Annotated in this window: 16 protein-coding genes and 1 pseudogene; 12 read left to right on the forward strand and 5 right to left on the reverse strand. The window is 49.8% G+C overall.

What is annotated here, in order from left to right:
* Positions 1-144: 144 nt before the first annotated feature.
* The 6 genes and pseudogenes from BLO51_RS15695 to BLO51_RS15710 all read left to right on the forward strand — a co-directional run bounded on the left by BLO51_RS15695 (position 145) and on the right by BLO51_RS15710 (position 14,192).
* The gene (locus BLO51_RS15695; RefSeq protein ID WP_167670223.1) at positions 145-966 is read left to right on the forward strand and encodes an ankyrin repeat domain-containing protein; all 822 of its coding nucleotides are present in this window, start codon (positions 145-147) and stop codon (positions 964-966) included.
* Positions 967-1,075: 109 nt separating this feature from the next.
* Positions 1,076-1,279, forward strand: coding sequence for a DUF5780 domain-containing protein (locus BLO51_RS30365; protein ID WP_281180375.1), 204 nt, complete (start codon positions 1,076-1,078; stop codon positions 1,277-1,279).
* Positions 1,280-1,843: 564 nt separating this feature from the next.
* Entirely contained in the window at positions 1,844-8,854 is a 7,011-nt protein-coding gene (locus BLO51_RS15700) for a non-ribosomal peptide synthetase (protein WP_245719686.1), read from the forward strand.
* Complete coding sequence (locus tag BLO51_RS30370) at positions 8,823-9,941, forward strand: condensation domain-containing protein (protein ID WP_245719687.1); 1,119 nt, start codon at positions 8,823-8,825, stop codon at positions 9,939-9,941. The genes BLO51_RS15700 and BLO51_RS30370 overlap by 32 nt, the downstream gene beginning before the upstream one ends.
* Positions 9,938-10,822: a glycosyltransferase family 17 protein gene (locus BLO51_RS15705; protein WP_090673389.1), complete on the forward strand. Its 885-nt coding sequence runs from the start codon at positions 9,938-9,940 to the stop codon at positions 10,820-10,822. The genes BLO51_RS30370 and BLO51_RS15705 overlap by 4 nt, the downstream gene beginning before the upstream one ends.
* A gap of 29 nt (positions 10,823-10,851) precedes the next feature.
* A pseudogene (locus BLO51_RS15710) lies at positions 10,852-14,192 on the forward strand (amino acid adenylation domain-containing protein).
* A gap of 100 nt (positions 14,193-14,292) precedes the next feature.
* Here the strand turns inward: BLO51_RS15710 and BLO51_RS15715 are convergent.
* Together BLO51_RS15715 and BLO51_RS15720 are read right to left on the reverse strand one after the other, a co-directional pair.
* On the reverse strand, positions 14,293-14,700 hold the full coding sequence (locus BLO51_RS15715) for a hypothetical protein (protein ID WP_090673391.1): 408 nt from the start codon (positions 14,698-14,700) through the stop codon (positions 14,293-14,295).
* Between the two features lie 639 nt (positions 14,701-15,339).
* Positions 15,340-16,419, reverse strand: a complete 1,080-nt coding sequence (locus BLO51_RS15720) for a tyrosine-type recombinase/integrase (protein ID WP_090673393.1) — start codon at positions 16,417-16,419, stop codon at positions 15,340-15,342.
* A 403-nt stretch (positions 16,420-16,822) separates the two neighbouring features.
* Here BLO51_RS15720 and BLO51_RS15725 point away from each other — a divergent pair, with 403 nt between their 5' ends.
* On the forward strand, positions 16,823-17,017 hold the full coding sequence (locus BLO51_RS15725; protein WP_090673395.1) for a helix-turn-helix domain-containing protein: 195 nt from the start codon (positions 16,823-16,825) through the stop codon (positions 17,015-17,017).
* A 164-nt stretch (positions 17,018-17,181) separates the two neighbouring features.
* On the opposite strand, the gene BLO51_RS15730 is transcribed toward BLO51_RS15725, so the two are convergent.
* The gene (locus tag BLO51_RS15730; RefSeq protein WP_090673397.1) at positions 17,182-17,961 is read right to left on the reverse strand and encodes an isocitrate lyase/PEP mutase family protein; all 780 of its coding nucleotides are present in this window, start codon (positions 17,959-17,961) and stop codon (positions 17,182-17,184) included.
* A complete protein-coding gene (locus tag BLO51_RS15735; RefSeq protein WP_090673400.1) occupies positions 17,958-19,016 on the reverse strand; it encodes a bifunctional transcriptional activator/DNA repair enzyme AdaA in 1,059 nt (352 codons plus the stop codon). Before BLO51_RS15735 ends, BLO51_RS15730 begins: the two co-directional genes overlap by 4 nt.
* Positions 19,017-19,306: 290 nt before the next feature.
* Here BLO51_RS15735 and BLO51_RS15740 point away from each other — a divergent pair, with 290 nt between their 5' ends.
* The 5 genes from BLO51_RS15740 (at position 19,307) to BLO51_RS15760 (ending at position 23,912) form a co-directional block, all read left to right on the forward strand.
* Positions 19,307-20,506, forward strand: a complete 1,200-nt coding sequence (locus BLO51_RS15740) for an ABC transporter substrate-binding protein (protein WP_090673502.1) — start codon at positions 19,307-19,309, stop codon at positions 20,504-20,506.
* 91 nt (positions 20,507-20,597) lie between these two features.
* Positions 20,598-21,473: a branched-chain amino acid ABC transporter permease gene (locus tag BLO51_RS15745; RefSeq protein ID WP_090673403.1), complete on the forward strand. Its 876-nt coding sequence runs from the start codon at positions 20,598-20,600 to the stop codon at positions 21,471-21,473.
* A gap of 13 nt (positions 21,474-21,486) precedes the next feature.
* Positions 21,487-22,437 carry a branched-chain amino acid ABC transporter permease gene (locus tag BLO51_RS15750; protein ID WP_090673405.1) on the forward strand — a complete coding sequence of 317 codons (951 nt, stop codon included), beginning with the start codon at positions 21,487-21,489 and terminating at the stop codon, positions 22,435-22,437.
* Positions 22,427-23,230, forward strand: coding sequence for an ABC transporter ATP-binding protein (locus BLO51_RS15755; protein WP_025845549.1), 804 nt, complete (start codon positions 22,427-22,429; stop codon positions 23,228-23,230). Before BLO51_RS15750 ends, BLO51_RS15755 begins: the two co-directional genes overlap by 11 nt.
* Positions 23,208-23,912, forward strand: coding sequence for an ABC transporter ATP-binding protein (locus BLO51_RS15760; RefSeq protein WP_090673407.1), 705 nt, complete (start codon positions 23,208-23,210; stop codon positions 23,910-23,912). The genes BLO51_RS15755 and BLO51_RS15760 overlap by 23 nt, the downstream gene beginning before the upstream one ends.
* Positions 23,913-24,019: 107 nt before the next feature.
* Here BLO51_RS15760 and BLO51_RS15765 read toward each other — a convergent pair whose 3' ends face one another.
* A complete protein-coding gene (locus BLO51_RS15765) occupies positions 24,020-24,592 on the reverse strand; it encodes a delta-aminolevulinic acid dehydratase (protein ID WP_090673409.1) in 573 nt (190 codons plus the stop codon).
* Positions 24,593-24,662: the final 70 nt, after the last annotated feature.

Raw genomic sequence — 24,662 nt, forward strand, 5'->3', positions numbered from 1 at the left:
TAATCGTGAGTGCTACAAAGCTGGTATATTAATTGAATGCAATCGACTCCGTTTACCATGTTGAAAAGTTCAACCGCTAATTTTTAGATTGAGCCAATATTTATATTGGGAAATATATGATTCATGATTCGAGAGGATGTTAAAATGACAAAAATGATAATTGAAGAAACTTTACATTCTGCCTGTTACGACCAAAATAAAGATTTGGTTCAAAAACTTTTGATTAATGTTAAGCCAGGTATGCTCAATAAAAAACTTACGGACTATTCAAATCCAATCCAAGGGACTTCGCTACAAATTTGTTGCAAAAACGGGAATCTGGATATTGTGAAACTTTTAATTGAAGCAGGGGCAGACAAAGAAATTAAAGATGTTGGAAGAAAATCGCCTTTATCGATTGCTATCACTAACAACCACTACGAAATAACCAAATATTTAATAGAAGTTGGAGCAGACATCCATTCTAAAGGTCCTAACAATCTTCAACCAATTCATTTTGCATGTGCTCACGGAAGTAGGAAGATCATTGAATTGCTATTATCCCGGGGCGTAGATATAAATCTAGTCGACAGTCTAAAAAGCTCTCTGCTTGATTTTACAACGAATCCTAATGGAGGGAATTTAGAAGCGACTAAAACATTAGTAGAAAACGGAATCGATACAAAGTATTTTTCAACAGCGTTTAAGTGGGCTTGTTGGAGAAACAATCTCAAAATTGCTGAATATTTATTAGCGAATGGGGCGGATTATAAAATAGAGACAACCCCTAAATCAGAGTTGTTGTTTTGGATTTGCGGTTTAGGATATAAGGAGATCGTTCAACTGTTATTAGAACTAGGTGTTGACTTTAAAACAAAGGTAAAATTTAAAGGAAAAATGCTATCTTATAATGGAAGTCCTCTGGACAGAGCTATTGAAACAAATCAAATCGAAATCGTAAACCTGATTAATTCTAACCATACATAAGGTTATAAACCGCCTGCTCTATAGTAGTAATAAAACTTGTTGTCGCTGGAAAGAGAAAAAGTCCCTTAGGAGGGGCTTTTTAATTTGTGTCCTACTTTCTCCGGATTTTCTGAAGCAAGGCAATTCGGAAGAAAATATACAGCCTGGCAAAAGCGGCGGTGGAGACAGCGGTTGGCGACTGACGGGAGGATTCAATAAAGGAACGGATGCGGTTACGTTTAAGGCCAGTGTGAAGGAAGTTGAGTATTACGATGGTTCCAAGTGGGAGAATCCGTATTACCCGTATTGGGTAGAGGAGAAGCCTATACAGTAGGCATAGTTGCGGGAGTGTTGATGTTAGTGGCATCGGCACTTCTTTTTTATGGGATCAAGTTCTTGTCAATTATGACATCAAGTTCTTTGTAATGTGAATTAAAGTAGATTGCATAACACACGGTCACAATGTAAAATATCACCATAAATGGTTATTGGAGGTTTTTTTATGAAATACGAATTCTCGGTATGACCAGCCTCTAACCCTATTATCTCGTAAGCGCTTTTCATAAGGGGGCATGTAGAAATACAAACAAGAGGGGCTGGTGTAGCGATGACACCTGAAAAGAGAATGCAGAGTGATCACGCTTTTCAGAAGATCCGTTTAGAGGATAGACAAGTTCGGACAATGACGGAATTCGTCCGCAGGCACCGTCTTTGTATGTCTTCTTGTTTAACGGCAATATGGTCTGTTTTACTATCCCATTACACTGATCAATACGAGGTGCCCGTTTTATATTCCATCATGCGCGATGAAGCCGGAGACGACGGCAGTCAGTGCTATCCACTTCTCATAGACATACGAAAAGAAGACCGCTTTGTTGATTTGGTTCATAAGGTCGAGATGCAATTAGATAAAAGAAGCGGCGGTGTATGGAGCGAAACGTTGGCGAAGCAAGCCGAAGGAGGTTCCGCGGCGCTGGAACCCGGGAAATTTCTCAATTTCGGCATTGTAGAGACACAGGATATGAACCCGCTTGACAGCATAAAGGCGTCTGTTTCTTTGCACGAAATGGATCACCCGACGATCGCACTCTTACATCGATACAGACTCAACAAACTCGAATGTGCGGTTCAATACGATAGCAGTCATTTCAGCAAAACGCAGATCTCCAGACTTGCAGGACATTTCGGGGTACTCCTGACCAACGCATTGAATGATCCGGAGAAGCCCGTGCTTTTCCACCCGTTCCTGACCTTGAAGGAAGGGAATCAGTTCATCCGATGGAACGATACGGACAGGACGTATCCTGTGCATAAAACCGTTCATCAATTGGTAGAGGAACAGGCGGCCAAGACGCCGGAGGCGGTCGCCTTGGAGTTTCGTCAGCAGAAGCTGACCTACTCCGAATTAAACCGCCGGGCTAACCGAATCGCCCGCGTCATTGTGGATGCATATCCGAGGAACGAGCAGGGCGATCTACCGCGAGGGACGCTGATTCCTATCATGATGGAACGAAGCGCGGACGTGCTCCCGGCCATGCTGGGAGTGATGAAGACGGGAGGGGCTTACCTTCCGATCGATCCCCAATATCCGGAGGAACGCATTCGGTTTATTTTGCAAGACGCTCAAGCCAAAATCATCATGACAACGAGCCAATTGGCCGTTAAGCTGAAGTCGGTGATTTCTCAAGCCGGTATGAAGGAGCCGTCGGTGATTTGTATCGACGACTGGCTTGCGCAGCCCTGCGACTCCGTTGACAATTTGAACGTTGAGGTCAAGCCCGACGATCTGGCATACGTCATCTATACGTCCGGCTCCACCGGAAACCCGAAGGGCGCGCTCATCGAACACGCCGGACTTGTTGCTTTGATTCCTTATCTTATCGACAGGTTTGGGCTGACTTCGGAGACGCGAGTTCTGCAATTCGCCTCCATCAGCTTCGACGCGTCGGTTTACGAATGGATCGGAATATTGACGGTCGGCGGAACGCTCGTTGTCTTGTCGGACGAGGAACTGCCTCCATATGCCGATATTTCGGACGTACTCGAACAAAAAAATATTCATATCGCTATGCTGCCGCCATCCGTGTTAAAAACGATGAAAAAGCGTGACTTGCCCGATTTGCAGACGATCGTGTCAGGTGGTGAGGCCTGTACGCCGGATATTGTGGAGGATTGGGGAAAAGAGCGGGTATTCCTGAACGCCTACGGTCCGACGGAAGTGACCATTATTTGTTCCGTGGGGATCTGCCGACCGGGTAAAAAAGTGACGATCGGGTGGCCTGTTTATAACAAACGGCTGTTTGTCCTGAATCCGTTCGGCCAGCCGGTTCCGGTCGGCGTTCCCGGCGAGCTGTGGGTGGGCGGCGTCGGGCTGGCCAGAGGCTACCTGAACCGCGAAGAGCTAACCAAGGAACGGTTCGTTTACAAAGAGCTTGTGATGGGCGACGGGCATGCTCCGCAAATTGAACGGTTATATAAAACCGGAGATATCGTCAAATGGACGCCGGACGGGGAATTATTATTTATCGGCCGCAGTGACGATCAGGTCAAGATTAGAGGCTACCGCATCGAGCTGGGGGAAATCGAGCATCAGCTTCGTCAGTATCCGGGCATTCGTCAATGCATGGTCCGGGCATGGCACAACGGGCATTATCAGAAGCTGGCGGCTTACTATACCTCCTCCCAAGAGCTGAAAGAGGCCGAATTGGCGCAGCACCTGACCTCTGTGTTACCGGCCTACATGATTCCGTCTTACTTTTGCCAACTGGAAGCGTTTCCTTTGAATACAAACGGCAAAGTGGACCGGTCGGCGCTTCCTCATCCGAATGCGGTGTGGGAGCACACTTTCGAAAAGGCGCCGGAAGCGGGCGAAGACGAAATGGAAACGCGGCTGCTTCACATTTGGCGGCACCTGCTGAAACGGCAAAATATCGGGGTCAACGATCATTTTTATGCCGTTGGGGGAGATTCCATCCTCGCCATTCAGATGGTTTCCATGGCCAGGGATCACGGAATTGTCGTGACTCCCAGACAAGTGGCAGAGCATCCGACCGTGAAAGATTTGGCAGCCGTAGCCGCTTGGGCGGATGGCGGGAAGGAAAAGGAGCAGGCCGTCGATTTGGCGGGCGAATTCGGGCTGACGCCGATTCAACACTGGTTTTTCGAGCAGCAGTTCGAAGAGCCGAACTATTTCAATCAGTCGCATATGCTGCTGCTCAACCCTTGCGACCCTGCGAGGCTGGAGGATGCCGTCAACCGGCTGGTCCGGTTGCATCCGGAGCTGGCGGCGCAATTCGTAAAGCGGGGGCATACGTATGTGCAGCGCTACCGAACGGACGCCGTCGTGCGGCTCGCTTCCCACACCATTCGGGAGCCAGAGCGCCCCGATCCGGAAATTGCCGCCGTCTGCGTGAAGTGGCACGGTCAACTGAACTACGAGACGGGAACGATGCTTCGTGCCGGGTTGATCGAAGGCCACCCTGACGGTAAAATTCGTCTGTTCCTTACCGTTCATCATCTGGTCATCGACGGGGTTTCCTGGAGGATATTGCTTCAAGAGCTGTATCAGTTGTATCACGGCGCCGAGCTGCCTCCGGTTCCAAGCCCGTTCAAAAAATGGCAGGCTGCGATCACGGACTATGCTCAAAAAGAGGACCTACGTGACCATATCAGCGATTGGACCGACGTGTTGGCCGGTTCCGCCGCATTCCAGTTACCCGTAGACCGTTGCGCGGATAACCGAAGCAGCGCCGAGTCCGCGGAGCTAATTGCAACGCTGCCGCCAAGCGATACACAGCTGCTGCTGCACCGGTGCGCTCACGCTTACCATACGCAGATCAACGATCTGCTGCTTACCGCCTGGTCGCTGATGCTGTCCGCCTGGACCGGACAGGGGACGGTCGCCTTCCGGCTGGAGGGTCATGGACGGGAGCACTCCGTATCCGATATGAATTTGACCCGAACGATCGGCTGGTTCACGTCGATGTTTCCCGTGTGCATCCGTTTGTCGGCTGACGCTTCTTTGGGAGAAACGATCAAATCCGTCAAGGAGCAGCTGCGCCGCATCACTGACCGGGGCATCTCGTACGGGGCGCTGCGGTACTGCCATCCGGACGAGGCGGTTCGAACGACCTTGACCGCTTCCGAGCCGCAGGCGCTGTTCAATTATTTGGGCCAGTTCGATCAGGCCGAAGCCGGGGAAGCGAACGAATGGTTAAGCTTCACGCGCGATGCCGCACAGGATTATAGTTCGCCTCGGAACCACGGAACGAGTCTGTTGGAGCTTAATTGCTCCATCGTTCAGGGCCAGCTGCATATGTTCATGAAATACAGCAGACGTCATTACGAGGAAGCGACGATTACCGGGTTGACCGAATCCTTCATCTCTTATCTGCTTTCCATTATTGAACACTGCGAGGGAAAAGAGAGCGAAGAGTTTACGCCGAGCGATTTTCCGCTGCAGAAAGGACTTTTTTTTCATTATTTGGATCATCCGTCCTCCGACCAATATTTCGTGCAGACAAGCTGGAAATACGAAGGCAGGCTCGATGTTACCCGTTATCGGGAAGCGTGGCAGCGTGTCGTTGCCGAAAACGATTGTTTGCGGACAGGCTTCATCTGGGAAGTGCTGGACGAGCCGGTACAGTGTGTCGTCCAAACAGTGGAAGCGGATTGGACGGTAGAGGATATCGCCTCACAACCTGCGGATCGGCAGCAAGAGTACTTCGAACGGTGGATGACGCTGGACCGCGAGCGCCGCTTCGACCTGCGACGGCCCGCGTACCGCCTTGCGCTAATTTGCAGCGGTCCGGAGGAATGGACGGTAGTTTGGAGCTACCATCACATCTTGCTGGACGGATGGAGCCTGCCGCTGCTGCTCAATCGGGTTCATGATCTTTATGAATGCAGCCTACAGGGCATAGCGCCTCACCGCAATCCGTCGCTTCCTTTCGAATCTTACATGCGGTGGCTGATGCCGAAGGATCGGAGTGAGGCCGAAACCTTCTGGAAGGCTTATTTGGCTGACGTTACCGAACCGACCCCGCTGCCGATGGAGAAAAGCGGCATGCGCTTCGATGCACACCAACCGATCCGCAGTCAGCAGACCGAGACGCTGCAACTGGATGCAAGCTTTACCGGGCGCATGACAGCGTTTGTGCAGCAAACGCAAATATCGCTGAATACTTTGGTGCAGTTCGCTTGGGGAAAAGTACTGCAAGTGCTTCATGATGCGGATATAACCGTATTCGGCATGGTCGTGTCCGGCCGTGGGTCCGATCTTGCCAAAGCGGACCGTATCACCGGCTTGCTGATAAATACGCTTCCTTTGGTGATGCATTGGAATACGGAGCAGTCCGTCGCCAGCTATGTAAAGGAGCTTCATCACACGATTCAAAAGCTGAACGATTACTGCCACGTCAGCCTGAACGAATTGAAGGACTGGAGCTCCGTGCAAGGCCATACGTTGTTCCGCAGCATCGTTGCTTTCGAAAATTATTTGAACGACTATCGTCAGCCGGCAAACGGACTGAACATGTCGGCGATGGAGGAACGCGAGAAAACGAATTACTCGCTGACGATCACCATCGTGAGCGACGGAGACCGGATCGTCATCAAGCTGATTTACGATGCCGACCGATTGGAGCAGGAAACGGTCCGCCGGTTGACGGAGCATCTGCGTCATGCTTTGCATTATGCGGTGGAGCATCCAGATGGCGCTGTTGGAGACATTACTTTAATGACTACAGACGATTACGACCGGATCGTCTACGATTGGAACCGTACGTTCACGGAGTACCCAAGGGAGAGCTCGGTTCCCGAGCTGTTCGAGGAACAGGTCCGGCTCCGGCCTTCCCAACCGGCGGTGATCACATACGACCGGGTCGTGACTTACGAACGGCTTGACCAATTGTCACGGCATGTGGCGAGCTTGCTCGCGGAGGATGTGCCGGTTCGCGGGAAGCTGATCGGCGTCTGTCTGCCGCGCTCGCTCGAATTTATCGTTTCCATCTTGGGCATCTTGAGGTCCGGCTGCGCCTATGTGCCGATCGATCCCGATTTCCCGGCGGAACGCATACGTGACATGATCCGGGACGCCGGACTGGACACGATCATCACCTCGCGCAGCGGAGCGGATAGCCTTGCGGAAGCGTGCAGGGATGTGAGCTTAAAGCTGATCTGCGCCGATGATTTCGACACCATGACCTTTGTGGGGCAGGAAGAAAAAGGGACTCGTCCCGCGGCCGCTTGCGATCTTGCTTATCTGATGTATACGTCCGGTTCGACGGGCAAACCAAAGGGGGTTATGGTCGAACACCGCAGCATCGTCCGTCTGGTGAAGCATACGAACAATTTCCCGTTTTCCCCGGATATCAAGCTGCTTTATACCGGTTCGCCGGTATTTGACGCTTCCACGTTTGAAATTTGGGGCACGCTGTTGAACGGGGGCCGCCTGTTCGTCGTTTCCAAAGACGATCTGATGAACGTCCGCCTGCTGGAGCAGGGGATGAAAGTATGGGGTATTAATGCATTATGGCTCAGCGCCGCATTATGCAATCAATGGATTCAGGAGAACGAAACGATGTTCGCCGGACTCCGTTGGCTGCTTGTAGGCGGCGAAGCATTATCGCCGAAGCCGATCAATCGTCTGCGGCTGGGGTATCCGGCGCTTACAATCCTCAACGCCTACGGTCCGACGGAGAATACCACCTTTTCGACGAGTTATCCGATCAAGCGGCCCTTTGAACGCGACATCCCCATCGGCAAGCCGATCAGCAATACGACCTGCTACATTTTGGACAAAAGGGGACGTGTCCAGCCTGTCGGAGCCATCGGAGAAATCTACGTGGGAGGAGACGGCGTCGCGCGCGGCTATTGGAAGCAGGAGGAGCTGACGCGGAAGGCGTTTGTTCCGAATCCGTACGCTTCCGCCGAGGATCGCGAAAAAGCAAGAAATCTGGTGCTGTACCGGACAGAAGATCTCGGGAGATGGCTTCCGGACGGCAACATCGAATATATCGGGCGAAGCGACGGCCAGTTGAAGCTTCGCGGCTTCCGAATCGAACCGGGAGAGATCGAGCACCGTCTTGGGTGCTGTCCCGCCGTCAAGCAAAGTCTCGTCATCGCCCGCGAGCTCCATGAGGAGCTGCGGCTGATCGCTTATTATACATCGGAGATGGATGAACAGGATGTCCAGGAAGAACGGCTTCGAGCCTTTATGGCCGACGGTCTGCCTTCGTACATGCTTCCTTTCAGGTACGTTCGGCTGGAGTCGTTTCCGTTAACGGTTAATGGGAAAATTGACCAAGCACGATTGCCTCTGCCGGAAGCGTGGCGTACCGGCCAAACGTCCGAACCCGGTGCCGCAACCGAGATGGAGCAGCTGATAGAGCAGATCTGGTGCGCTGTGCTGAAGCTCGATCATATCCGCAAGGATGAAGATTTTCACGCGTTGGGAGGCCATTCGCTGCATGCGCTGCGCATCGTCAGCCTACTGCAAAAGAACGGCTACTCGGTGACGGTCAACCAAATCTTTCGGGAGCAAACGATCGAACGTTTGGCCCGCTCCTTGAGCGGAACGCTTTCGGCTTCGGCGGCCCGCCCGGATACGGAAAAGGCCTTGGGACAGCACACGTACCCGAAGGACGGATTTCCTCTGTCGGCGGTGAAGAGACGTTTTTTCAACCGCGACTTGAAGAACCGCAACATGTTTAATGTGCCTTACCTGGCTTTGCTCAAGCAGCGGATGACGAAGGAGGAGATGAACCATGCGCTGCAGCTTCTGGTCAATCGGCATGCGGCGTTGAAGCTGACCTTTGCCCGGCTCGATCACGGAGAATGGTACCAGTACGAACGAGACATCGATATGGACCGGGCTTGTGGATCTGCGGGAGGCCGCGGCGTCCCATGATGCCTTCATCTCGGAGTACTGCTCGAAGCTTCAGCATGAATTCGATATCGGGGACGGTCCTTTGTGGAAAACCGTATTGTTTGACCATTATGGCGGCGGAAGCGGGCAGGTGCTGCTGCTTTTGTTCCATCATCTGATTTTTGACGGGATGTCGATGAACATCTTTTTGGAAGATTTCCGACAGCTTCTTAACTCGGACCTGGGGACCGAGGAGGCGCTGGACAGGGAATCGGGAAGCAGCTACCGCGATTGGTGCCTGGCGCTGACGCAATACGCAGCCAGAGGCATTCCGGCCGAGGTGGCAGCCTATTGGAGAAGCGTTGTCGGAGGCGGCAAGTCCTTGCAGGTCGATTGGGAAGCGCAGGAATGGCCCGTTCACCGTCATATGGCGACGATCACCTATGATTTGTTGGAAGGCACCGAGCAGATCGGCTTGTTGAAAGCATTGGCGGCACAGCGGCAAACCACTCCGCTCGGCGTCCTGTTAACGGCATTGTCCCAGGCTTGCTTCGACTTGAAAAAGCAGTCGGACCTGCTGCTGTATCTGATGTCCTACCAGCGCGAGTCCTTTTTGCCGGGCATCGCGATTGACCGCACGGTCGGATTTTTTGCCGGGGCGTATCCCGTGCGAATCCGCATCGGCAAGCAGGAGCTTGCAGGCGATACTGAGGCGCTGCTGGAGCATGTCAAGCGGACGCTGCAAGATATTCCCAATGAAGGCATGGACTATTTTGCCTTGCGGCATATCGTACCGGAGCTTCATCCGGAGGCTGAGTCGCTTATCGATGAAAGCCGCATGCTGTTCCATTACCAATCGGAGGAAACGGCTTGGCAAGCCGACGACTTCTACGAGCCGTTGACCCTTCCGTACGGAAATACCAATGCGCCGGGCAACCCTTCCGCTTATTGGTTAAACATGACGGCTTGCTTGAAGCGGGACAGGCTGAGCTTGACCTGCTATTACAGCACGCTGCACTACGAAGAACAAACGATGGCCGGGCTGGTGCACCGGTTTGCAGGACATTTGCGCCAATGCATCGAGGTTAACTCGCTCACAACGACAGGAGAAGGGAGCTTCCGGTCATGAAAATTTATGAATTTTGCCCGTTTTTCAACGAAAACCGGGTGGCGGAGATCAAACTGAAAGAAGATGCCCGCTGGATCGACGAGCTTCACGTGATCGAGGCCAACAAGACATTCAGCTATGCGGACAAGCCCCGAAACTTCGATCCGGCTTATCTCGGTCCGAAGGTGAATTACCATTCGCTTCATGCCGACAACGTGTTTCGCAGGCCGGAGCGGCACCAATTGTATTTTAACCCGGAGACTTGCCAAGCGGCGAACTTTGACCGCTGGTATTGGCGCTTGCTGAGCTACAACAGCGCATTTCATAACGAAGCGTATCAGAGAAGCCGGTGCTCTGACATCTTGCGGGAGCGGGTCGAGGATGACGATGTGATCATTCTGGCCGATTTTGACGAGATCATCGACAGCCGGATGGCGGACCGGATTGTCTCCGAGGTGAAAAGACGTCAAGTCATTACCGTCAAAATGCACTATTCCGTCTTTTTTCTGAATCTATTCTGCCGTTCCAATCACGGCGCTCCTCATTGGAGCTATCGCGTCTTTGCGATGACCGGACGATTTTTGAGAAGCATGCCTTTCTCGGGGGATTATCTAAGGAAGAAAGGGATTGCCGAAGGGCTCTATCAAGAAATCTACTGCCTGGAGGAACCGGCCGGGTTTCATCATTCGTGGCTGGACTATCGCCAAACCGCACTGCCCAAGCTTCAAGCGTTTGCAGCCAATGTCAAGGACAAAAGTATCGTGAACGAGGATTACATCAAGCAGTGTCTGGATGATAAAAAGCTGTACTATCTTGATACCGAGCTGTACGTGGATAACGAAAAATCGTTTTTGTCCGCTCTGCAAGACATCCAAACGGGGGATCTTTTGTACTGGAGGTAATCACGATGGAGGGGAAGTCAATCTACCAACTGTTCGAGAAGCAGGCGGAACGTACGTCGGACCAAATTGCAGTCGTTTTCGAGGAACAGCAGTTGACGTATGGCGAGCTGAATGAGCGTGCCAACCGGCTGGCGCGGACCCTTCGGGCGGAAGGCGTGCAGCCGGATCAACCGGTCGGCATTATGGCCGAGCGTTCCCTGGACATGATCGTGGGCATCCTTGGCATCTTGAAAGCCGGGGGTGCGTACATGCCGATCAATCCCGGATACCCTGAGACACGCATCCGATATATGCTTGAGGATTCGGGTGCGAAAATATTGTTAACCAAAAAAAATTTACTGGGGCATCTGGCCTTTGGCGGGAAAACGGTGAACCTGGACGACCAACATGTTTACGATGTGGACGGATCGAATCTGGAGCCCGGATCGGGTCCGTATGATTTGGCCTATGTCATCTATACGTCGGGATCGACCGGCATGCCGAAAGGCGTTATGGTCGAGCAGCGAAACGTGGTTCGGTTGGTAAAAAATTGCAACTATGTTGCGCTAAATGAAACGACGCGAATCTTGCAAACAGGCGCAGTCGTTTTTGACGCCTCCACGTTTGAAATTTGGGGAGCGCTACTGAATGGCGGGCGACTTTATCTCGTGAACAACGAGGTCATTTTGAACGCGGAAAAATTGAAGGAAGCGATCCGGTGTTACGGAATTACAACGATGTTTCTTACCACACCTCTCTTTAATCAATTGTCAGAAGGCTGTTTGGCGACTTGCAAACCCTGCTTGTCGGAGGCGAAACCCTATCCGTACCGCAAATCAATCTTGTGCTGCGCGATAATCCCGGATTAGTACTTATGAACGTTTACGGCCCGACAGAGAATACGACGTTCTCAACAGCGCATCGGATCGAAGGCGAGCAGACCGGACCGGTGCCGATCGGCCGTCCGATCAGCCGTTCCACGGCTTACGTGACGGCCGATTCAATGAAGTTGCTCCCAATCGGAGCATGGGGAGAACTGCTCGTCGGCGGAGAGGGTGTGGCGCGCGGGTATTTGAATCGGCCGGATCTGACAGCGGAGAAGTTTATCGAAAGCCCTTTTCGCCCGGAAGAGCGCTGCTTCAGGACGGGCGATTTGGCCCGCTGGCGGGCAGACGGCACGCTGGAATACAAAGGCCGGATCGACGGGCAGGTGAAAATTCGCGGATACCGGATCGAACTGGGTGAGATCGAGGCACAGCTTGCAAAAGTGGAGATGGTCCGGGAGGTTGTTGTGATCGCCAAGGAGGATAGCGGGCAGAAGCTGTTATGCGCCTACTTTGTGGCGGACCGGACTTTCACAGCAAGCGAGGTGCGAAGTGCTCTAGAGCAAAAACTGCCCGGCTACATGATTCCGTCCTACTTCGTGCAACTGGAGCAATTTCCGCTCACCGTCAACGGCAAAGTGGACCGCAAAGCGCTGCCGGTTCCGGAAGAAAGCCTGCAGAACGGAGCAGAACAAGCCATGCCCGCGACGGAGCTGGAGGCCAAGCTGGCGAAGATTTGGCAAGTGGTATTAGGTGTTCCAAGCCTCGGTGTCCTGGACAGCTTCTTTGACCTCGGCGGGCATTCTCTCAAAGCGCTGGTGTTGATGTCGGGAATGGAACAGGCAGGTTGTAGTGTTACCTTAACGGATATTTTTCACTATAAATCGATCCGAGCGCTCGCCGCTTACCTTCAATCGGCGAAGGAGCAGGAAGGCCTTATCGAAGCGAAAGAAGCTCTCGTTTCCTGGCTGCACCGGGGAACGGAGGGCGTGTATGAACTGGTCTCGTATCAAGTTAGAGATGTGTTCGAAGAAACGAAAAATATTAACGTTCTATACAGCGACGATGTGGAAAAGGATCACGTCGAAAGACTCGTTCAGACGATGAACGGAAAGGTCGCCAAAAATCTGCTGCCACACTATATTGTACCTCTGCATCGAAGGATTGAAGTGGATCCGAACGAAACGATCGATGAAGAAGTTTTTTGTCGGCGTCTCGGTTTAAACGAAATAGAACCAGATGAGGCAGCAACCATTCGCGTGCGGCTTCAAGATGATTACCGTCAAACGGATCGGTGGATCAAAACGGGGGATGTGACGCAGGAATATCCGTTTGGGGCGATACAACAGATGCAAATCAAGTTCCAAACGCCTCCTAGCGTCGTTTTCTTCAAGCTGGACGAGTACGTGGATTATACGCTACTGGACCAGTCCTACGCTCAACTCGTGCAGCGCCAAGGTTTGCTGAGAAGCGTTTCCGTCCAAGGGGAGCCATGCGTTTGCTGGAAAGAATACGCCTTTCCTTCCTCTCGTCCGCCGAAGCTTTACCTGCTCGACGTATCGGGCTGCAATCCTTGCGGTCCGTTTATGGACATGCTGCAGGATTTCATTCACAACACCCGGTACGACGGGGAACGCATCTTGTATCAAATGATTCTGTTAAAACGAAATTTGCGCGAGCATTATGTGATCGGACTTTTGCATCATGCTCTTTGCGACCGGGTGACAACCGAAGTCGTCGAGCGGCAGATGGTCTCTTGCTACAGAAGTCTTCTGCTAAATCAAGCTCCGCCTTCTGACGAAGTGAAGCCTTTTCTTGAGTATGTCAAGCAAATTCAAAGCGGCCCGCAAGGCATCACCGAGCAAGAATTGATTTCGGCCTTTGAACTGGAGGCATTTCACCGGAGCAAGCAGGATATTTTGCGTCGGCTGGAGCATCGAACGAGTGACGAAGCCTTCTTGTTCAACGTTTCTATTCCGGCCAAAGAACATTCTTTGGGGCGTGCGCTTTCCGTTTATACCAAGGGCCTGCAGGCCTACTTGGAGACGGATCATTTTCCCTTGCTGTTCTTATACGACGGACGAAGATATGAAGAAGCGTCATACTACAATACGGTCGGCGAATTTATTGATTTCGTGCCTCTCTTCATTGATGCGGGGTGGAATCAGGATAAAACATTGCGCTCCGTCAGAACCCGGCTGGATCTTTTGAAGGATAAAAACCTTAATTTTATGCATCTGCTCACCGATCCTGCTTGTCGTTACGACTGGTCCGGAACCAAGAGGTTCGTACAGTTTGGGGAACAGTATGAGCATCTTGATCTGTTCATGTTTAATTATTTGGGCAATAGCGTCAAGGGAAATTTGCGGGAAAGCTACGACGATACCGTCGTGAAACAGCCAAATCCGCTGCCGATCCATTCGCTGTTTAACTGTATCGCAACATCTTACGCCGACGGGTTCATTTTCTCCCTTCGCTGTAGCTACAAGATTGACGTTGGGGAAGTCAGGATGGCTTTTCACAAGGTAGCATGTGCAGAGGGGATGAATAATATAACCGCCCCTTAAAGGGCGGTTTATTAAGCTATCGTATCCGTTAGAGTTGGACGAAATCCAAGCTACAAATAAATAGCCATTCCGTTATACTTCGAAGTTAAATGGTGAATTATTAATCATTCACGCCAAGCTCAAGTCCATAATAAATCATGCCATGAGGCTTTTTCACTTGGAACGTAATGCAATCAGCGTCATTATAATAACCGTTTAAAACCGTTCCCACATGGTAGTAAATAACATCATTTCCTAAATGATGGGTTAATAGTTCGCAAAATTTTTCTACGCGGTAATCCTTGCTCGTGTTATCTTTTTCATAGAACCATCTTTCCAAAATACCTATGAATCCATTGATGTCGATTTCATTGAGAGTACCATTGCATAAAGCACCAAAATGTTGCTTACTGGCATCAATTGCGTTTCGAGCTCCTTTCATTTTCAAAAATTCAAACGTGTATCCGTGATCCGGTCGGTCGTTTATGGCTTGCATTGCTTCTAAATATCCATTTACAACATCGCTCATTATTTCGCATCCCTTACTTGAAGAATTCGCGAAGCTTTTCGACTATTATATGGTATAATACAACTACGGTAAAACGCTGATGAAAGAATGATTTTATCAACGAATGCAAAGGAAGAACATAGTGTATGACTGATTCAAGATTTAGGGATGAAGGTGAACGAATTTATGACTTTTTATTCAAACACGACATTTTGGTCAAAGTATAGTACCAATTGTAACAGAAGGCTCTTCCTATCCCATTGGTTCATACATAAAAATTCAAAGCCCAAACGTCAAGTTATATGATATAGGCATTTTAGATTTTGAATAAAACATGGATCTTATAATGCACAGAGGGTGAATCTTTGACGCTAAGCAAAAAGGGTTCTAGGAAAATAGTTGTTGGGGATGAATAATACAGATGGACTATCTCTCCAACTAGCCGGCAAGATCGAGCTGACGGTCGTGGCGCGATCGTGATGTAGCCGTGCAACCGGCTGCCAGCGCAGCTATTCGTGCCTCAGCGAAGAATACGGCAATTTTTTAAGTCGTGAATATCAAATCTTTCATCTGCGGCCGCTTGACCTGCGAGATCTTTGCAAACTGTAATTCAGAAGCAAAACGACTGACTTCTTACCAACAGCAACCGGCATATCCCTACTATACAAAAATATCCTTCATATATTCTCCCGGTCCAGTATCATTTTCCCTTTCGATATCGTGAAGATATATTTGGGTCGTTCTGATATCGGCATGGCCTAACCAATCTTTCACCTTGATTATGTTAGCGCCCCCCAATAAGGAGTAGCTTGCCGCGCTATGTCTAAACCAGTGTGGGCTAATTTGCCTGCTTATACCTGCCCGAACGGCGGCTCGCTCAATCATTTTTCGGACCACGCGATCGTTTAATTGATTGCGCTTAGAATTGGTAATAAGCCACTGGTCCAGTTCTTTTCCAATGATAATGCACTCCCCACGTTCGCTTCGGTAGCGAAGGAGTAATTGAAAAGCCGTTGGATCTATTCTCAGATGACGTTCTTTGTTCCCCTTCCCGATTACTTTCATAAAGATTTGTCCGTTGTTCCCCTCGTACAGATCCCCCCATTTGGCAAAGCAAAGTTCTGATATCCGTAAGCCCATCATAAGTAGAAAGGCACCTATCAATCGATTTATTGGTTTTTTACGAAGCTCTTCGAGGATCAAAGCCATTTCTTTCTTAATTAGTTTTCGTTCTTGGCGAATCATACGAAGCTTTGGCGGACGTAAATATACACTCAGATCCCTATCAAAGAATTGAAATTCAACCCCGTACCTTAATAAAGCGCGAATAATCGTTATTTTCCTACGGGCTGTAGCAGGGGCATATTCACTGGCATCCATTTTTCCCTTTATAAATTTTTGGTAACCTTCGAGTTGAATAAACCCAACTTCTGCCAAAGAGCAAGGGGGAAGACCAGCGGCAGAATGTGACCGGCCATAAATAAAATCTAAAAACTCAAAAATAGCTTGTTTGTAGATGTTCAAAGAACCACCAGTCAAAACTTCTGACTTACGTACAGTATTCTTGAACAGAAAAAAAAAGATAAAAGATAGGTCTGTGAGAGCCGGGTCCTGATCTTGACTTTTTAACTTGGCGAAACTGAGATATTTTCCATCCTCCAAAAACATATCCCAATTCGGCTCAAAATTACTGAATTCCGAAAATGATGGAGCAGAAGAGGTTGCTATTCTTTCTAACAAACCGTATCACTTCTTTCGTTTAAACTTTCAAGTAGGGGAGAGGCCTTCAAGAATTTACATTTTATCGGCCATTATCGGCCAATACTTTTGCGGGCTGTTGCCGCCATACATTTATCCAATTACTGCAATTTTCGTTCCCTTTTTTGTTCGTATCCGAAAATAACTAGTTTTCGGATACTTTAATTTGAGCACTATGTTACACCATAATTTTCTATTTCGTCAATGATTTTTCTTGCTTTTTTATTTTTAGTAAGAATTATTAAATTGCTTCTTACTTTTTAAAATTGATAGAGACAAATTAAACTATATAAGTTGAACCAAAGATTGGGGAACCATGGTAAGGAAAATCATACCTGCTTGTCGAATAAGTAATGAAACATGAACAGACAGGCAGGGAATGAATATGGGAAACACATCAAAACTTGAAGAAGTAAAACAAGCGATGAAAAAAGCAAAGGATCGCCGCATGTTCGAGCGTTATCAGGCACTGTATTTACATTTACAGGGCACTCCGGCAGAGGCGATTGCACCTGTTCTAGACCGAAGTGTCAAAACTTATTCCAATATCCCAACGAAAAAATACGTATTCTGGACTTAGTTGCCCCTTTTAAGGTAACACTTCCGCGTGACGCAAAATGAAAATGTCCTGCTTTGTTTTGATGATTCTCAATCTACATACCTCCTGAAAAGAAAATGACCCCTCGAAAAGGGGTCTTGGCTCTAGTCACAAAACAAAAAGACATTACGCTCACGGTCTTGTGCTCACAATTCTTGCAAGGCTATCGCTCTAGCGCTGGCTTGTTTTAACGCATCCATCATTAGAAGATAAGGATGCGGACCGTAGCTGATACGAGCGACGCCTAATGCGGCCAGTCTCTGAAGAGAAGGCGACTCCGGGGATATCATAACATTAACGGGGATTGGGGATTGCCGGCACAAACGCTCGATGTACTTCTCGTTACACAAACCTGGTACGAAGATCCCGTGAGCGCCAGCTTCCGCATAGGCACGTGCCCGGCGAAGGGCAGCTTCTACATAAGTATCATCATATTCATGTGCGGCGGCTTGGAAGAAAATATCGGTTCGAGCATTGATGAAAAGGGGAATCGACGTATGCTCGGCGGCGTCGCGCACGGCTGCGATACGCAGAGTTTGCTCTTCTACGGAATAAAGTCCTGAACCATCCATCCACTGATCCTCAAGATTGATTCCTACGGCTCCGCAATCGATGATCTTTATAACATTTTCTTTCACGATCTCCGGAGATCGCCCATAACCGCCTTCGATATCAATTGTAATGGGGACATCCACGCTATTACGAATCCGCTGAAGATTCGAGAGAACAAGGTCGAAAGGGAGTTTCTCTCCGTCGTCGTATCCATGCGCGGCGGCTACTGACCAACTACCCGTAGCGATGGCTCGGGCCCCCGCTTCTTGAACGACTCGCGCACTTCCGGCATCCCAAGCATTGACAAGAATTAGCGGGTTACCGCTTCTGTGCAAATCGTGAAATATCTGTGCTTGCTCAAGTTGTTTATTCATTTTGTTGACCTCCAACTTTGCTCATGATTTAGCAGCCATTCTTTGCGTGCAACTCCGCCACCATACCCACCGAATTTGCCATCTGTATTGATTACGCGGTGACAGGGAACGACAATCGCCAGCTGATTGGCGCCATTTGCTTGCGCTACCGCGCGATAAGCGGTGGGTTTTCCAAGCGCCAGCGCGATGTCGGCGTAGGAACGGGTTTCCCCAGGTGGAATCTGCTGTAATTGCTCCCATATGCTCCGTTGAAAAGGTGATCCAATAAGATGAAGAGGGGTCCTGAACTCGGTTAACGTACCCTCGAAGTATTGAGTCAGTTCTTGTTCAATCGATTGAATGGGTTTTGTTTGGCCGGGAATTATAGCTGCTTTCAATCTTTTTCTCAGTCGTTCAACCTCGCGTTCTAGTCCTCGACGGTCCACGAATTCCAACAGAAACAGCTCGATCTCGTCCGATATGGCGATCATAGGGCCAAGCCGCGTGTCCAACCACGCTGCCTTGAGAATACGGCTGTCATCCAAGAGCGTAGGAGGTGCGCCCATTATGCGAGAGAATGCATCTCTAAATCCGCTACTGGAATCGTAGCCTGAAGCTAATTGCGTATCGATAATCTTCTCCCCCGATCGGATGCTCTTTAAAGCCAGTCCCATTCGACGTGCCCGAGCGTATTCGACGAATGTCATGCCAAAGCGTTTTTTGAACTGACGGCGGGCAGTGGATTCATCGATGGATAGAGTCTTAAAATCGTGCTGCTTCCAACGTTTCTCTGGGTTTTGCTCAACTGCTTCGACGAGTAGCCGGACGATATCCGAGACTTGATTTGGATGCGACAAGGGTCGGCAGCGCTGACAGGGACGGAAGGAAGCCAGAAGCGCTTGCTGAGCAGTCTCATAGAACTCGCAGTTTTCGTATTTCGGTTTCCTGGCAGGACAAGTCGGCCGGCAAAACACACCTGTGGACGTGACACCAACGTAGAAGACGCCTTCATAGTCAGATCTTTTCTCGACAAGCGCATTATAATATTCGATTTTGCGTTCCTCGTTATGGATCATAATTGTTGCACCTACGCTTTAAGAATGAGTTTATTATACCCTGCGCTTACGACAGTCGTAGCCGAAAATCAGGCATTAATTTTAAAGAATCGTGTCGATATCCAAAGTCCGTTGGAGTGTATCAGCTAATAATGATAATCTTCAAAACCCTCGTGAAATAAACCATTGGATGTAGTACTAGTTGTTCGCGCTGAATAATAGTATTAAGAACAACTGCATGTTTTTACACATGCGCTTGCACCAATAGGGAATGGAACGCCAAGAGGAGGGTATTTATGAAACAGCAACGTATGAGAAAAGGAACTAGGAAAAAAGCGCTTCATCTGCTAATGGGGTTCGCGCTAGCGGGACTCGTAGCGGGATGCGGAGGGACGCAAGGAGAGACGGGAAAGTCGGGCGATGCGGTAGTAGGGGACGTTATTAAAATCGGAGCCAACTTAGAGCTTTCCGGTCCGGTAGCTTCATACGGTCAGTCGATTGCCGAGGGGATCGATCTGGCTGTCGAAAACTTGAACAAAAGCGGCGGCATTAACGGTAAGAAATTGGAAGTCATCAAAGTGGACAATAAGTCGGATGCGGCTGAAGCAACCAATGCGGCGATCAAATTGACCAGCCAAGATAAGGTGGCAGCTATTATCGGTGCAGCCACTAGCGGTAATACGGTTGCTCAGGCGCAAGTCGCAACCAATAGCAAAACCGTGCTTCTGACGCCTACAGGCACCAGTCTGAATATCACGCTGAAAGCGGACGGGAGCGTCAACGATTATATGTTCCGGACCTGCTTTATCGATCCGTTTCAAGGTCGCGTTGCCGCCAACTTTGCGGCCGGCGAACTGAAGGTGAAGTCGGCGGCTATCTTTGCAGACAACGCCAGTGAGTATGCGAAAGGGCTGGCGGCTTCTTTCAAAGAAACGTTCACGAAGGCCGGAGGGACGATCGTTGCCCAAGAAGCGTATGTCGCGAAGGACACCGATTTCCGCGCGACATTGACTCGCATTAAATCGCTGAACCCGGATTCGATCTTTATCCCCGGCTATTATGAAGAAGTGGGCTTGATCGTGAAGCAAGCGCGCGAATTGGGAATTACCATACCGCTTATCGGAGCTGACGGATGGGATTCTCCCAAATTAGTGGATTTGGCTGGCGCCGCTGCTTTGAATAATACGTATATAGCCAATCATTATTCGTCCGAAGACCCGGATAAGATGATTCAGGATTTTGTCCAAGCGTTCAAAGGCAAGTACAGCGGCAAAGCTCCGGATGGGTTTAGCGCCTTGGGCTACGATTCGGTCTATTTGTTGGCGGACGGCATCAAGCGCGCGGGCTCGACCGACGGAAGCAAAATTAAGGACGCTTTAGCGCAAACGAAAGATTTGCTGTTGGTTACCGGCAAAATTACGGTCGATAAGCAGCACAATCCGATCAAGACGGCAACTGTGCTGGAATATAAAGATGGGAAGCAAACGTTTAGAACGAAAGTGAATCCATAAAGCATTCGACAGGGCCGTGGGGGGCCTCCTCCCGTGGCGCTTTTTGAAGATCAATCAAATTCGAGTCTGAGCGGTTCGGAGGTTGAGTGTGATGGATTGGGCACAGCAAATTGTCAACGGCATTTCGCTCGGGAGCATTTATGCGTTAATTGCGCTGGGATACACGATGGTTTATGGCATTATCAAACTGATTAATTTCGCGCATGGCGATGTCTTCATGATTGGTGCGTTTGTTGGCTTCTATGCCATTAAGGGATGGGGCATGGGCATCGTCCCCGCTTTGCTGCTCTCGATGGTGGTGTGTGCAATTCTTGGCGTGCTGATTGAAACGATCGCCTACAAGCGGCTGCGGAACGCGACGAGAATCGCTGCGTTGATTACGGCAATCGGCGTATCGCTTCTTATTGAATACGGCACGATTTATCTTCGTGGCGCCCAACCTGAAGCTTACCCGAGCGGATTCCCGAATCAGTTTTTTACTATTTTTGGCGCCTCGATCAGCAGCCAATCGCTGTATATTTTGCTGATTTCTATCGTCTTAATGATCATTTTGCAATGGGTGGTGTATCGGACCCGAATTGGCAAGGCGATGCGCGCCGTATCTCATGACGCGGAAGCAGCACGTTTGATGGGCATCCATGTAGACCGGACGATATCGGCTACTTTCGCCATCGGTTCTGCACTGGCCGGAGCGGCAGGTGTTATCTTCGGGATGTACTATACGAAAATAGAACCGTTGATGGGCGTCGTCCCCGGACTCAAAGCTTTCGTTGCCGCTGTTCTGGGCGGGATCGGCATTATTCCCGGTGCCGTCATCGGCGGCCTCGTGCTGGGAACGGTAGAAACGTTTGTAAGCGCTTTGGGCTATTCTCCGTGGAGGGATGCCGCAGCTTTTATTATTCTTATTTTGATCCTGATTTTCAGACCGTCTGGCGTGCTGGGGAAAAATATGCGAGAGAAAGTTTAGGTGACGCATAGTGATGAAAAATAAGGCAGCATTTTGGTTATTTCTCATTCTATCTGCAGTCATTTATGGCAGCGTTCAATTGCTGGTCAGCGTGGAATGGTTAACCCCTTTTTATACGAATGCCTTGATTTTTATCGCGATCAATATAATCTTAGCCGTCAGCCTGCATCTGGTCATTGGGATAACGGGGCAGTTTTCTATCGGCCATGCCGGGTTTTTAGCTGTTGGCGCCTATGTCGCTGCTATTGCGACCATGAAATTTCATCTTCCGTTTCCTGTCGCATTGCTAGCCGGAGGAGCCATGGCTGCCTGTTCAGGCTTGCTGGTCGGCATACCGAGCTTGCGCCTGAAGGGCGATTATTTGGCGATTGCTACGCTGGGCTTCGGCGAGATTATTCGGGTCGTATTCATTAACATGGAATATGTCGGGGGCGCGGCCGGCATGCAGGTGGCGCATTTGACAACCTGGACAACGACGTTTTTATGTCTCTTTATGACCATGCTGGTCATTATGAACTTTACGAATTCAACACATGGACGGGCATGCATATCGATCCGTGAAAATGAAATTGCCGCCGATGCTATGGGGATCAACACCACGTACTACAAAGTGGTCGCCTTTACGATCGGTTCATTTTTCGCGGGAATTGCCGGCGGGCTGTATGCCCATAACTTTTATATGATTCAACCGACAAATTTCGGGTTTTTGAAGTCGTTTGACATCTTAATCTTTGTCGTTCTGGGGGGGCTGGGCAGTTTGTCGGGCGCCGTCTTGGCGGCGATATTGCTGACCATTGTGTCTACCTTCCTGCAAGGCTATCCGGAAACGCGAATGATTATTTACAGCGTCATCCTGATCGTTGTCATGCTGTATCGGCCACAGGGATTGATGGGGACCACGGAAATGACCTCATACTTGCGCAAGTGGACGGCGATGAAACGGAGGGATGCGTATGGAAAATAACCCCTTGCTCCACGTTCGCGGTGTCGGTATGCAATTTGGCGGGTTGAAAGCCGTTTCCGGTCTTCATATGGAAATCCGCAAAGGCGAGCTGGTAGGGCTTATCGGACCGAATGGGGCCGGAAAAACGACCAGTTTTAATTTGTTGACCGGTGTGTACGTACCGACAGAAGGAGAAATCTTACTTGAAGGAAAGCGACTGAACGGTCTTGCTCCTTATCAAATTACCCGCATGGGTATTAGCCGAACTTTCCAAAATATTCGCCTTTTTAATGAGATTTCCGTATTGGACAACGTGAAAATCGCCTACCATTCCTTGGCCAAGCATTCGATGGTGAGCTCTATTTTGCGGCTTCCGTCCCATTTTGCCGGTGAGAAAGAAATGGAAGAGAAGGCGATTCAGTTTCTGCGGATGTTCCAATTGGAAACTTGCATGCATGAAACGGCTAAGAACTTGCCTTACGGACAACAGCGCCGTCTGGAAATCGTCAGGGCGTTGGCCGCCGGGCCCAAGCTGCTCTTGCTGGACGAACCTGCGGCAGGCATGAATCAACAAGAGACGCGCCAGCTCATGGAATTGATCGCGTTTATCCGCCATGAACTGGATTTGACGATTTTGTTGATTGAGCACGATATGAAGCTGGTCATGGGCATCTGCGAGCGGATTTACGTACTGGATCACGGACAGCTTATTGCGCAAGGAACGCCGGAGGACATCCGCAACCATGTCAAGGTGATCGAGGCCTACTTGGGAGAGGAGGTAGCAAGTAACCATGTTGAACGTGGAGCAAATTGATGTGTACTACGGGCATATTCAAGCTCTGAAAGGGGTCACGCTGGATGTTCGTCATGGAGAAATTGTTACCTTGATTGGAGCCAACGGGGCAGGCAAAAGTACGCTTCTGAAAACGATTTCCGGTCTGCTGAAGCCTAACCGAGGTTTCATCCATTATACCGGCGTTTCGATGAACGAGAAAACGGCGCAAGATATTGTCAAAGCGGGAATTTCCCATGTACCGGAAGGCCGCCGTGTGTTTGCGAATATGTCCGTGCTGGAAAATTTGGAATTGGGCGCCTACGTCAGAAGAGATACAATGGGTATTCGGCATGATTTGCAAAAAGTATTCGAACTCTTCCCGCGTCTGCATGAGCGTCGCAAGCAGCTATCCGGGACGCTGTCCGGCGGTGAACAGCAAATGTTAGCTATGGGACGGGCGCTGATGGCGCGCCCCAAGCTCCTGCTGCTTGACGAGCCTTCCATGGGGCTTGCGCCGCTGCTCGTGAAAACGATTTTTGCCATTATCGAAGAAATCAATCGCAACGGCACGACTGTTCTGCTAGTGGAACAAAATGCCAATCTGGCGTTATCCATCGCCACCCGCGTTTATGTCATTGAAACAGGCAGCGTCGTCCTTTCCGGCACGCCGGAGGAGTTAGCCTCCAGTGAGCAGGTCAAGATGGCTTATCTTGGCAGTTAGCTGTTTGCAATTGCAAAAGGGGAAAAGGAACGCGTATTAAACAAAACTCCCTCGCTGAACGAACAGCAAGGGAGTTTGTCTGCAATCTTAAGGTTTCTTCCAAAGTCTCATTTTCTACTAGATTGCTGCGCATTTTCATATAGCTGATACATATCCATCTCCGCGTCCAGAGACTTGGCGTTTTGGAAAGCTTCCTTGACGCTTCGTTTGTTCTGAATGAGGTCGTAGAAAAGCCTCAGAACAAACATAAGCGCGTCATTTCCATCTGGATAATCATTTGGCCCGATATAGACTTCGCAACCACTGTCGAGAAATGCTTGTGCCGTCTCTAGTTCACCCACTGAGCATCCGGTGCCGATTACTGTTTTTCCTGCCAGCTTGGCAAAGCGTCTGATCTCCTCCGGCCCGAAGTTACCCTTGGGTTCTCCCGGTTCATAGATACTTTCATCCAGCTCTGGCATGATGAGTTGACCTTCATCGCCATGAAAGCTAAGAATGATCAAATCCGTATTCGGATACAGGTCCTTACCGGATAGGATATCAATTAGATCATTCGGTCTGCCAATCCAATAAGTAAAAACTCTTGCACCAAAATACTCCAGAGTGGCTCGGATTGCTTGGACTTCCATATCGCAATCAGGTCCGCATACCAATGCTACGTTCATTTCAGGCTTACTCATCTTCTTATCCTCCATATGATCTCAATTTTTGTATAAATAATAGAGTACACTCATATGGAGGTCCTCGGGC

This window comes from Paenibacillus tianmuensis, from assembly GCF_900100345.1.
GTDB classification, from domain to species: domain Bacteria; phylum Bacillota; class Bacilli; order Paenibacillales; family NBRC-103111; genus Paenibacillus_G; species Paenibacillus_G tianmuensis.

What these genes read in the sequence shown, in the direction of transcription:
- BLO51_RS15695 (WP_167670223.1), top strand. Translation starts at nt 145, where the DNA reads ATGACAAAAATGATAATTGAAGAAACTTTACATTCTGCCTGTTACGAC.
- BLO51_RS15700 (WP_245719686.1), top strand. Translation starts at nt 1,844, where the DNA reads ATGCAATTAGATAAAAGAAGCGGCGGTGTATGGAGCGAAACGTTGGCG.
- BLO51_RS15705 (WP_090673389.1), top strand. Translation starts at nt 9,938, where the DNA reads ATGAAAATTTATGAATTTTGCCCGTTTTTCAACGAAAACCGGGTGGCG.
- BLO51_RS15715 (WP_090673391.1), bottom strand. Translation starts at nt 14,700, where the DNA reads ATGAGCGATGTTGTAAATGGATATTTAGAAGCAATGCAAGCCATAAAC.
- BLO51_RS15725 (WP_090673395.1), top strand. Translation starts at nt 16,823, where the DNA reads ATGGGAAACACATCAAAACTTGAAGAAGTAAAACAAGCGATGAAAAAA.
- BLO51_RS15730 (WP_090673397.1), bottom strand. Translation starts at nt 17,961, where the DNA reads ATGAATAAACAACTTGAGCAAGCACAGATATTTCACGATTTGCACAGA.
- BLO51_RS15735 (WP_090673400.1), bottom strand. Translation starts at nt 19,016, where the DNA reads ATGATCCATAACGAGGAACGCAAAATCGAATATTATAATGCGCTTGTC.
- BLO51_RS15740 (WP_090673502.1), top strand. Translation starts at nt 19,307, where the DNA reads ATGAGAAAAGGAACTAGGAAAAAAGCGCTTCATCTGCTAATGGGGTTC.
- BLO51_RS15745 (WP_090673403.1), top strand. Translation starts at nt 20,598, where the DNA reads ATGGATTGGGCACAGCAAATTGTCAACGGCATTTCGCTCGGGAGCATT.
- BLO51_RS15750 (WP_090673405.1), top strand. Translation starts at nt 21,487, where the DNA reads ATGAAAAATAAGGCAGCATTTTGGTTATTTCTCATTCTATCTGCAGTC.
- BLO51_RS15755 (WP_025845549.1), top strand. Translation starts at nt 22,427, where the DNA reads ATGGAAAATAACCCCTTGCTCCACGTTCGCGGTGTCGGTATGCAATTT.
- BLO51_RS15760 (WP_090673407.1), top strand. Translation starts at nt 23,208, where the DNA reads ATGTTGAACGTGGAGCAAATTGATGTGTACTACGGGCATATTCAAGCT.
- BLO51_RS15765 (WP_090673409.1), bottom strand. Translation starts at nt 24,592, where the DNA reads ATGAGTAAGCCTGAAATGAACGTAGCATTGGTATGCGGACCTGATTGC.